This is a genomic window from Vibrio sp. 1-Bac 57 (assembly GCF_037546855.1).
Lineage (GTDB): Bacteria > Pseudomonadota > Gammaproteobacteria > Enterobacterales > Psychromonadaceae > Psychromonas.
In genome coordinates, this window is record NZ_JALAAC010000018.1 from 79,144 (window position 1) to 89,917 (window position 10,774).

Annotated in this window: 9 protein-coding genes and 1 tRNA gene; 8 read left to right on the forward strand and 2 right to left on the reverse strand. The window is 37.5% G+C overall.

The window, feature by feature from the left end; translation table 11 throughout:
- Nucleotides 1-393 precede the first annotated feature (393 nt).
- The gene (locus tag MT391_RS12890) at nt 394-1,413 is read left to right on the forward strand and encodes a GGDEF domain-containing protein (RefSeq protein WP_499498391.1); all 1,020 of its coding nucleotides are present in this window, start codon (nt 394-396) and stop codon (nt 1,411-1,413) included.
- A 362-nt stretch (nt 1,414-1,775) separates the two neighbouring features.
- Nucleotides 1,776-2,336, forward strand: coding sequence for a glutathione S-transferase family protein (locus MT391_RS12895; RefSeq protein WP_499498392.1), 561 nt, complete (start codon nt 1,776-1,778; stop codon nt 2,334-2,336).
- Between the two features lie 223 nt (nt 2,337-2,559).
- Here the strand turns inward: MT391_RS12895 and pyk are convergent, their stop codons facing one another.
- Both pyk and MT391_RS12905 read right to left on the reverse strand, forming a co-directional pair.
- On the reverse strand, nt 2,560-3,993 hold the full coding sequence (gene pyk, locus MT391_RS12900; protein ID WP_499498394.1) for a pyruvate kinase: 1,434 nt from the start codon (nt 3,991-3,993) through the stop codon (nt 2,560-2,562).
- A 211-nt stretch (nt 3,994-4,204) separates the two neighbouring features.
- On the reverse strand, nt 4,205-5,056 hold the full coding sequence (locus tag MT391_RS12905; RefSeq protein ID WP_166372497.1) for a MurR/RpiR family transcriptional regulator: 852 nt from the start codon (nt 5,054-5,056) through the stop codon (nt 4,205-4,207).
- Between the two features lie 245 nt (nt 5,057-5,301).
- Between MT391_RS12905 and MT391_RS12910 the strand changes: the two genes are divergently transcribed.
- From MT391_RS12910 to MT391_RS12935, 6 genes are all read left to right on the forward strand, one after another.
- Nucleotides 5,302-6,252 (forward strand): glucokinase, encoded by a 951-nt coding sequence (locus tag MT391_RS12910; RefSeq protein WP_166372498.1) that lies wholly within the window; start codon nt 5,302-5,304, stop codon nt 6,250-6,252.
- A gap of 117 nt (nt 6,253-6,369) precedes the next feature.
- A tRNA-Ser gene (locus MT391_RS12915) sits at nt 6,370-6,457 on the forward strand.
- A gap of 460 nt (nt 6,458-6,917) precedes the next feature.
- Complete coding sequence (locus MT391_RS12920; RefSeq protein ID WP_499498396.1) at nt 6,918-7,820, forward strand: site-specific integrase; 903 nt, start codon at nt 6,918-6,920, stop codon at nt 7,818-7,820.
- Nucleotides 7,817-8,869, forward strand: coding sequence for an IS91 family transposase (locus tag MT391_RS12925; protein ID WP_499498398.1), 1,053 nt, complete (start codon nt 7,817-7,819; stop codon nt 8,867-8,869). The genes MT391_RS12920 and MT391_RS12925 overlap by 4 nt, the downstream gene beginning before the upstream one ends.
- A gap of 295 nt (nt 8,870-9,164) precedes the next feature.
- Nucleotides 9,165-9,821 (forward strand): hypothetical protein, encoded by a 657-nt coding sequence (locus MT391_RS12930; RefSeq protein WP_499498400.1) that lies wholly within the window; start codon nt 9,165-9,167, stop codon nt 9,819-9,821.
- 126 nt (nt 9,822-9,947) lie between these two features.
- A complete protein-coding gene (locus MT391_RS12935) occupies nt 9,948-10,619 on the forward strand; it encodes a hypothetical protein (protein ID WP_499498402.1) in 672 nt (223 codons plus the stop codon).
- The last annotated feature ends 155 nt before the right edge of the window (nt 10,620-10,774 follow it).

Sequence of the window (10,774 nt, forward strand, 5' to 3'; positions counted from 1 at the left end):
CAAGGGTACTTGCTTTATATTCTGTTGTAAATCTACATGTACTAACATTTACTGAACCAGATCAGAAAAAGTTAAATTAAGGCAAAAAAGGGGGGCCAAAACTCGCTGTTAGTAAAGTAAGTTAGCTAATTTAAATCAGTGAATAGAAAGTAAGGGGATAGCTAACTGCTTATTAGCTTCTGTAATTTGAACGGCAACGGACACAGTTAATGGTGCATTATCGCTTAATACCTATAAAACTATTTTTCAGCCGATAATTAAGGCGAGTTATGATTAAAAATGTGATCCATTACGTTTACTTATTGATACTGAATAAATCAATTTTCATAAATCAATCTATACTCTTAACCACTATAATCACTATTTACAATGACTTGATAAGAAAGAAGCCTTATGAGCAGAGAATTAATTGTTGAATCAGCAAAAAATTTAAAAAAAGCATTACCACTGATGATGAAATATTCAGTCCCGACCACACCCAGTAATTATGCACTTTGGTATCATTATGCAGCAGAAAAAAATGTTGCATTAAAAGAGTCAATGGATAAATTATTGAAAGATAATGATAACTGCCCACCTATTCAAGCTGAATCCTTGTATCGAGAACATATTCGTTCGGAAGAAGAGAATGCAACCTCAGAGCTCCGTACTTCCATTGAAAAAATGATGCTTCAGCTTGATAAGTCAATTATTGATACCCATTCTGATACCAATCAATTTCAACAATCTTTTGAAAAGACTGTCGCCAATATTAGCAAAGTGGAAGAAGAAGGCTGGTCTATCGATGAGGTGATCGGGTTATTAAAGAATCTAGAAAGAGATGCCAAACAGATGCGTAATGCAACGCGTTTTTTTGGTAATAGCTTAAGCGTTGCAAAAAGTGAAATTGATTCATTAAAAGAACAGTTAGTGCAAACTCGCCATGCGGCTATGTATGACTCTTTAACGGGATTATTTAATCGCAACGCATTTGATACTGAGTTATCTGCGTATTTAAAAGCCGATACCAAAGGTTTATGCCTTATTCTATGTGATATCGACCATTTTAAAAAATTCAATGATACTTGGGGACATTTATTAGGCGACCAAGTCTTAAAAGCAGTAGGTAGAAAAATCAATGATGTCATGCGCAATGGCAGTACCGCTTATCGATTTGGTGGTGAAGAGTTTGTGATGTTATTACCTAAAACAAATGTACGAATTGCACGACAATTTGCCGAAACCACACGAAAACAATTTGAAAAGTTAACCTTAAAAGATAAACGTTCAGGACAAATGATCAATAACATCACCGCATCGTTTGGTGTCGTTGAAAGTAAACCGGGTGAAAGCATCAGCGAGTTAATCGCACGGGCCGATGACTATTTATATAAAGCAAAACGTTTAGGCCGCAATCGGGTTTTACCAATATAGCGAACATGGTAAAACCAAAGCTCAACCCCTGCCCACAGTTATATTTTTCGATATAACGATAGCTTTTAGTTACAGCTTTGTTTAAAGCTGTAATTGAAGTTTTGGTTACAATTTTAATTACAAATATGTTTATAGGTATATTTACAACTTTGTTTATAGGACTAGCTGTCAATGATGCCAACGCATTAAAAACAGTTAACTTAATAAACAGTGTTTATTGACTATTCATTAATCTGCCCATACAGTAAGTTTTTCAAGGTGCTAATAACGTTCTCAATGTTGTAGCACCTCACTGATGCAAAGTCATGGAAAGCTGAGACGCTGCATTTATTTTTTAGTTTACTGATATTTTAGGGATCCTCATGGAATTATACGGTAGTTATACTTCGCCTTTTGTACGCCAATGTCGTATTGCATTTTTACAAACAGCATTAGATTTTGATTTCATTGAAATAGACATGGCCAAAAGCGCAGAGTTATCGCCAACCCAAAAAGTACCTTTATTGGTTGATTGTGAATTGCAATTAACTGATTCTAGCTCGATTTTAACGCATATCTATGAAATAGCAGGGGAAGACTTTTTATCAGATGTAGAAGAAGTTGAGCTCTACCATATGACCAATACCTTGATGGATGCATACGTAAACTTATTTATGTTAGCTAAGTTTGATGGCATCACGCCTGAAAAAAGCCTGTATTTAACACGTCAACAGCAGCGTACACAATCAGGGTTAGTGGCGATGAATAACAAAAAGTTTAGCCAAGCTTTACCATTAACCAATGCAGAAATGAGAGTAGCCGTATTTCTTGACTGGGCAACGTACCGAGATCTTTTATCATTAAAAGATCTGCCTAATTTACAACATCTATTAACCCTAGCGAATACAGACCCAATCTTTGTAGAAACAGCACCTGTAGGGTAAAGACTGAGTGTTTAATGAACTTCAATTACTTAGCTAACTATTAATTGATTCGTTAACTTATAGAATGACTCGTCAATCGATAAAAACACAACAAAAAAGCCGCTTTTTGCTAACTAATAATGTTAACAATAAAGCGGCTTTTTTTATGGTCATTGTTTTTATGAGCGTTCTTTTTTATAGTCGTTAATAAGCTTAACTGTAATACTACAAACTTAATTAAACGTTATTCTACTTTGATAATCTTACAAGTATTGGTGAAACCTTGTTTAACGTTATCACCGTGCGTTAATAAGATCAGATCGCCAGTTTTAATTAACCCTGATGACTTAAGCGTTGCTAGCGCATTAGCAATAAACTCAATACTGTTTGTCGTTGTAGAGTCAAACTTAACGGGTGTTACACCACGGTATAAAGCACAATAATTTAATGTTTGTTGATTGCTTGATAATGCATAGATTGGCAAACCAGAACTCAAACGTGACATTAATAATGGGGTAGAGCCAGAGGCTGTTAAAGCAACAATCGCTGTCACGCCATTAGTATGGTTAGCCGCATACATAGTCGTCATAGCTAAAGCTTCACCTGGATCATCAAAAGTATAATTGATACGGTGATTAGAAACGTTAATGCTTGGATGTTTTTCAGCACCAATACACACTTCGCTCATTGCTTTAACCGTTTCAACAGGGTAATCACCCGCAGCTGTTTCGCCCGATAACATAACCGCATCAGTACCATCTAATACCGCATTAGCGACATCCATTACTTCAGCACGTGTTGGCATTGGCGCGCTGATCATTGATTCCATCATTTGCGTTGCAGTGATCACCACACGATTTAAACGACGAGCAGTACGGATCATATCTTTTTGAACACCCACTAATCGAGCATCCCCAATTTCAACACCTAGATCGCCACGGGCAACCATCACCACATCAGACGCTAAAATAATGTCTTCTAAAGCTTCTTTAGTTTCAACCGCTTCAGCACGTTCTACTTTAGCGACTATTTTTGCAAAACAGCCTGCTTCCTGTGCTAATTTTCGTGCGTAATGTAAATCAGCACCATTGCGAGGAAATGAAACGGCAAGGTAATCACAACCAATTTCAGCAGCAGTAAAAATGTCTCTTTTATCTTTGTCTGTTAACGCAGCGGCAGATAAACCACCACCTTGTTTATTAATTCCTTTATTGTTAGATAAAGGTCCGCCAATAGTAACAACCGTATGTACTTTATTACCTTCAACAGATTCAACTTTTAGTTGAACACGGCCATCATCTAATAACAATACATCGCCGGTATCAACTTCCTGGGGTAATGTTTTGTAATCAAGACCAACTTGTTGCTGGTTACCTTGGCCTTTTTCAATATCGCTATCGAGTGTAAATTTATCACCAATAGTCAATTGTATTTTGTTGTTCTCAAAAGTAGATACGCGAATTTTAGGACCCTGTAGATCCCCCATGATAGCTACTTCTTTGCCTAATCTACTCGCAATCTCTCTCACTTGTTGGGCACGTTTTACGTGATCAGCGGCTTCACCGTGAGAGAAATTCATACGTACCATATTAGCGCCAGCAGCAATAATCTGTTCTAAATTATTACCGCGATCCGTTGCGGGGCCTAAAGTGGTTACGATTTTGGTACGTCTTGGCATGTTAACTCCTGTTAAAAATAAAAAGATAAGTATAAAGGGGGTTAATGAACTTTCGATTACAACTTATGTTATCACGATTATTAGCTATGGTTTTTCACTATAGTTCTTCGCTATGATCATTAGCTGTGAGTATTGGGAACAATTGTTAGGGAAGCTAACTTGCAAACGGCTCACATTAAAGCGAGTGAACGTTTGCAAGATAAAAAAATGTCTAATCTTCTGTTTTTTCAAAACGAGAATCTTTAATACCCGCTTTAACGCGTTTTAAATTATCTCTAAATTTAGCGCCACGGCGTAACGTAAATCCAGTGGTCAATACATCAATCAATACCAGTTGTGCAATACGTGACGACATAGGCATATAAATATCAGTATCCTCAGGCACGCCTAGCGATAACACTAAATTGCTTTGTTCAGCTAAAGGCGAGTTAGCCGCTGTTAATGCGATTACAAAGGCATCGTTTTCACGTGCAAGTTGAGCAACTTCGACCAAAGGTTTAGTGCGCCCAGTATGAGAGATCAAAACAATTACATCGCCTTCAGTGCAGTTAATGCAGCTCATGCGTTGCATCACCACATCATCAAAACACGATACCGGAATGTTAAAACGGAAAAACTTATTAAGTGCATCGTGCGCAACCGATGAAGAAGCACCTAAACCAAAGAAAGATATTTTATTTGCTTGTGTAAGCACATCGACGGCACGATTGATCAAATTTACATCTAAGCCGTTCTTCGCTGCATTCAAACAAGCCATAGTCGACTCGAAAATTTTCGACGTATAAGCTTCAGGGCCATCATCTTCATTCACATTACGGTTCACATATGGGGTACCATTCGCTAAACTTTGTGCTAAATGTAGTTTAAAATCAGGAAAACCCTTAGTGTCTAAGCGACGACAAAAGCGGTTAACAGTCGGCTCACTGACTTCTGCTATTTTTGCTAAATTAGCAATGCTAGAGTGAATAGCTGTTTGTGGAGACGCCAAAATAGCTTCCGCTACTTTGCGTTCAGATTTACTAAATGTATCGAGATTTTTTTTAATTAACTCTAAAGTATTCATTATATTGTTCACTCAGTAGTAACGATGCGATTAGTGTCTAGTAAGAATTTTTGTAACTAGAAATGAAATAAAACTACAAAAAAATCGTTTAAATTCTAAATGGATTATAAAGTAGCCTGCTTTTCTTGTCATTTTATTACATAAAAACAATGTTTTAGATCAAATAAAAAAGGCTAAAATAAAAAAAACTGAGAGGCTGATCTGCCTCTTGATCAAAGAAACTTAAAAAGTGTAGGAGCAGAACCATGTTATCAGTTGTTGCAGATGTCGGTGGCACCAATATACGTTTAGCAGTGTTAGACATCGCCAGTGGTGAAATGTCTAAAGTAAGAGAGTATCCATGTGCACAATTCATCACTTTAGAATCTGCATTAGCGCAATATTTTGCTACTTTATCAGATCCCGTTAGTCACCTTTGTGTTGGCATTGCTTGCCCAGTTGAAGATGATTTAGTCAGTATGACCAACTTGAGCTGGCAGTTCTCAAAAAGTGAGTTACAGCACAAGCTAGATTTAAAAACGCTCTATGTTATCAATGATTACACAGCTATTTCACTGGCTGTCCCTTTTGTTGACGATAAGCAAAAAATTCAAATTGGTGGTGGTGAAGTCGTCGACAATGCAGTGAAAGCTATATTTGGACCTGGCACTGGATTGGGCGTATCCCACCTTATTAAACACGATCAAAAATGGGTGAGTTTAGATGGAGAGGGCGGACATTCTAGTTTTGCACCTAATACATCACAACAAGCCGATGTATTATTATTATTACAATCGCAGTTTGGTCATGTATCCAATGAGCGCTTGTTATCTGGCCAAGGTTTAGTCAATATTTATCATGCACTTTGTCGTCTTGCTGGTAAACAACCTGAGTTTTTTGAACCCGCTGAAATTACCAAATCAGCATTAGCGGCAGAATGCGAAATAGCTGAACAAACATTAACCTTGTTTTGCCAAGCAATGGGTGGTTTTGCCGGTAACTTAGCTTTGAACTTAGATTGTAAAGGCGGCGTTTATATTGCGGGTGGTATCGTGCCTCGCTTTATCGACTTCTTCCAAAATAGTGAGTTCCGTGCATTTTTTGAAGCTAAAGGACGTTTTGCAGGCTTTTTGAAAACAGTACCCACTTATTTAATTACCCATGAAAATCCTGGTTTATTAGGCGCAGCCGTCTATTTACAACAAGAATTGTCATAAATATCTGAATAATGAGCGTTAATAGTTGATTTACAGCACCGAGTTAACTATCATGCGCTCCGCTTATCTAATACATACGCACTTCCAGTATGATTAATGAGCAGTTTTAAAATTTACGGAGAATTGGCCGAGTGGCTGAAGGCGCACGCCTGGAAAGTGTGTAAGGGGCAACCCTTCGAGAGTTCGAATCTCTTGTTCTCCGCCACATTAAGTACCGTCAAGGTACGGGAAAACCCGCAACGCTTATTAAAAGGCTTGCGGGTTTTTTTATGCCTCTAAAACTTCAAATGTATATTGTCAGTAATAATATTTAAAAATGCAGACTTCATTATAATTTCCTTACACTATAAATAGTGCGTCTATACACAGTTAATGTGCTATTTCGTATTTCCGCCGGAAATAAGGAATAATTCTGCCTATCCACATGACGAAGGTTTTAGTTTTTGTTATTAACATTATGATTAGCTTGTTTATTTTGGTATTGTCATGTCAAATTTAAATAAAATATCGTGTTCTGTATATCCATCGGTTATACGGAATAATTCTGTTTAATAATACTGTTGAACGAAGCCGCTTTGCGGCAGAAGGAACAAAACTTAAATATCATTCATTCATACTTACTTCCTACATCACTTTTCCGGTGATGCTTAATAGGAGTTTAAGCAATGAATACTTCAGAAAAGCAACACTTTGACCTTTTATATCAACAACATTTAACTAACCTAACACTACAAGGTAAGCGTCCTGCCACTATTGATGCTTACTCTCGTGCCGTGCGTAGGATATCCTCCTTTTTCGATCGTACACCTGATACATTAACCAAAGCTGATTTAAAATACTACTTTGCACACTTGGTGAAAACTCACTCATGGAGCATCATAAAGTTAGACCGTAATGGCTTACAGTTTTTCTATCGATACACCCTTGAGCGCGAATGGGAATGGCTAAGTATTGTCAAACCACCGCAAGTAAAACGCATTCCAGACATTATTACGAATAAACAAGTTGGTTTACTTATTAGCCACACTTACTCTTTACGTTATCAGGTATTTTTTCTAGTGCTATACAGCATGGGCTTACGACTAAGTGAAGCGCTTAATTTAACCGTGAATGACATTGATAGCCAAACGATGCAAGTTCATATACGAAATGGAAAAGGTGGAAAAGACCGTTTAGTACCATTACCCGAACGTACATTACATGCCTTGCGTTATTACTGGAAAATACATCGTCATCCTGTGTTGTTATTTCCTCGTTTCGGTAAACAGAAACAACTCATCATTGACGATGCCCCCATGGATAAAAGTGGTGTTCAAAAAGCGTTGAAAAAAGTAATCTCTGAAATGGGCATTAAGAAGAACATCAGCCCACACTCGTTACGTCACTGTTTTGCAACGCATCTTTTAGAGCAAGGCGTTGACCTGCGTTCTCTACAAATACTCTTAGGTCATAATAATCTCAATACCACTGCAAGATATACACAACTCACAGCCCCCAAACAAAAAAACAACATAAAGGCCCTTAATCAATTAACAGATCAATTGCTGATTGAATGGGGTACGTTATGAGTCAATTCATTACATTACTTGAACGCTACCATCGACAATTGGAGCTACATTATGGTGGATTATTGACGCAAGATATCCGCCGAGCAATTATTGATATGTTACATTGTAAGAGTGACCCTGCTCGTTACACCCAATGGCATTGCGGGCATTGTCAGCATGATCAACAAAACCTTGCATCGTGTGGTAATAGAAGTTGCCCGCAATGTTTGCACCAAACTACATCAAATTGGTTGGCCAAACAAACCGATAAATTATTACCCGTACACTATTTTATGGTGACGTTTACCTTACCCTATGAGTTCAGAGTACTTGCTCGAAAATACCCCAAAGCCCTATATCAATTGATGTTTAAAGTAACATCGAACTTGCTCAAAGACTTTGCATCAAGAGAGGGTAAAGGCAGTTTAGGGTTCACCAGCGTACTGCATACACATAACCGTAAAAGAGAACTGCACCCTCACTTACATATTATCATTCCCTGTGGGCGCTACGATGCTGACAAACAACAGTGGCATAAAGGAGATAACCACTATCTATTTAACGCTTTTTTATTGGCGAAAGTGTGGCGAGCAAGGATGCTTGATGCAATTAATCACGCTACAGAGTTAACACTACCCAATGATATCCCTAAGAAATGGGTCGTTGATTGTCGTAAGGTGGGGTTTGGTTTGTCTTCATTACAATACCTATCTCGTTATCTTTATAGAGGGGTTTTGCCTGATAAAGACATTATTAATATAAGCGATGAAAATGTGACTTTCAGATATAAAGAGGGAAAAACCAATATCGTTAAGACGCGCAAACTGTCAGTGCTAAAGTTCTTATGGTTAATTTTACAGCATGTATTGCCTAAAGGGCTACAGCGCGTCAGAGATTATGGTTTTTTAAGAGGAAATGCAAAACAGTTAAGGTTAAAGATTTCACTTTTACTTGGCGTCCATGTAGGCACAGTCTACAAACAAAAAAAAGTGATGAAACATGCTGTATGTATTTGCCCATTTTGTCAGTATGAAATGCATTTTTTAGGCGTGAACCGACTGAGAAACTAATGTACAACTACGATGGCTTTAAGTCGAAAAGAATAAACCTAACACAAAGAGGTGTAATGGCATTCAATTAACATATAACCAGTTGATATAATTTCTTTATTAGTTATATCATGACTAAGCTCGCCTGAAGAAAAGTAACAGTGTGTCTCAAGCCTACCTTTAAAATTACTATTTACTATAATAAGATGCAATCTCGGAATGGGCTTGTTCAACGACCAGATAAGGTGTCGGCTGCGCGACACCTATCCTTGTTTGTTATGCCAGTCAAACAGTCGGTATGAATTAAGGACTAACTATGAATAAGAAATTGGCTCAAAGGTTTATCGAGTTGGAGAGTCAACTCGATGATATTGAGGCTACAAAACGAAGCGTTAATAGCACCTATGGAACAATTGAAACTATTGATATTGAACTATTTACCGGTTGGAAAGTTAAAGTAAAGAATCTATTAGTTACAGCTTGCGGTGAAGAATCGCAGCATTTTGTAGCCTTCGAGAAGGGCGAAAAACGTGAAACAATGGAGTCAAACTATTCCATCAAAAAAAGACTCGGGGCTATATTTTTAGCAGCTAAGGAAGATTTCGATGGTGGATATTTAGCCTCACTAAAATATTTGGTTCAGGCTGAGGTTTTTGATAGCGAGCTAGAGCAGGCTACAGAATTACTTAATAATGGCTATAAACTTGCCGCAGCTGTTATTACCGGTGTCGTACTAGAGACTGCATTACGAGACCTTTGCGATAGTAATTCAATCTCTAACGGAAAACTCGATACTATGAACGCGCAGCTAGCCAAAGCTGGAATCTATAATAAGCTTCAGCAGAAGAGAATTACTGCAATTGCCGACATTCGAAATAGCGCAGCGCATGGCAAGCCAGAAGAGTTTAAAGATTCAGACGTTCAAAATATGATTAGAGATGTAGAGAGTTTTCTACTTAGCTATATGGCATAACAAGACCATGCAATCTGACTCCGCAAACAGTCACTTTTGTGCAAAACCCGCTCAATAACCGCCAGTTCGCTACGCAGTTGATGGCGGCGTTAGGCCTCTTAATATAGTCGAAAACAAGGAGCTCAATTGATATCTGAAGAAGTTAGTTCATTATTACTTTCACTTGGTGGAAGTGCCGCCATATTAATCGCTTTTGCAAAGGTCTTTGAAAAGATCTTGATTGATCAAGTATCAAAAAGAACATCGGCAAGTCTAAACCAAGATTTAGAAATTCTTAAATCAAAGCATACTAATGCTTTGGAAGATTTTAAATCTAAATCTAATATTGCAATAAAAGAACGCGAAGTATTTGGTTCTATATCAATAGATACTTATCAAGATTTCTTTAAAAAACGCATTGCTACGTATCAACTTCTTTTAAATTGGGAAGACACTTTTTCGAAAGAAATACTCGAAAATTTTATTATCGATGAAACTGATAGTTATGAGGATAAATATTTTTCTCTATATGTATCTCTTAGAGAAATATTAATTAAAAATCAGATGTACATATCAAATGATTTAGATAATAAATTTCAAAAATTTCGGGAAGCTGCTGCTAAATATACTAAAAATGCAGAGTATCACGAGTGCATGTCAGAATCTCACGGTGTGGATCCTCAACAATACTTACAAGAAATTTCAGAAATTTACTATGATTTAGCTAAGGATACAGGCCTGCTGATGGGGAGTATACGGCAACAAATTACAATGGACATCTCTAAAATTCGGTCGAGAGTAGAAATGGATAAGGCCTAATCGGGTAGCCGGAGGTATCTAGGAAACTAGTGGACAGCCATAAACTTTGATTAATAGTCATTATTAATCTATCTTTTGATCATGTAGTTTTACATGCTCGGAGGTAGTTGTTATGACACAGTCTCGCCAATCACAAGTCTCGTTATCGGTTACCT

Bases quoted from the DNA above. Each gene is read 5' to 3' on its own strand.
- MT391_RS12890 (WP_499498391.1), top strand. From the start codon at position 394: ATGAGCAGAGAATTAATTGTTGAATCAGCAAAAAATTTAAAAAAAGCA.
- MT391_RS12895 (WP_499498392.1), top strand. From the start codon at position 1,776: ATGGAATTATACGGTAGTTATACTTCGCCTTTTGTACGCCAATGTCGT.
- pyk (WP_499498394.1), bottom strand. From the start codon at position 3,993: ATGCCAAGACGTACCAAAATCGTAACCACTTTAGGCCCCGCAACGGAT.
- MT391_RS12905 (WP_166372497.1), bottom strand. From the start codon at position 5,056: ATGAATACTTTAGAGTTAATTAAAAAAAATCTCGATACATTTAGTAAA.
- MT391_RS12910 (WP_166372498.1), top strand. From the start codon at position 5,302: ATGTTATCAGTTGTTGCAGATGTCGGTGGCACCAATATACGTTTAGCA.
- MT391_RS12920 (WP_499498396.1), top strand. From the start codon at position 6,918: ATGAATACTTCAGAAAAGCAACACTTTGACCTTTTATATCAACAACAT.
- MT391_RS12925 (WP_499498398.1), top strand. From the start codon at position 7,817: ATGAGTCAATTCATTACATTACTTGAACGCTACCATCGACAATTGGAG.
- MT391_RS12930 (WP_499498400.1), top strand. From the start codon at position 9,165: ATGAATAAGAAATTGGCTCAAAGGTTTATCGAGTTGGAGAGTCAACTC.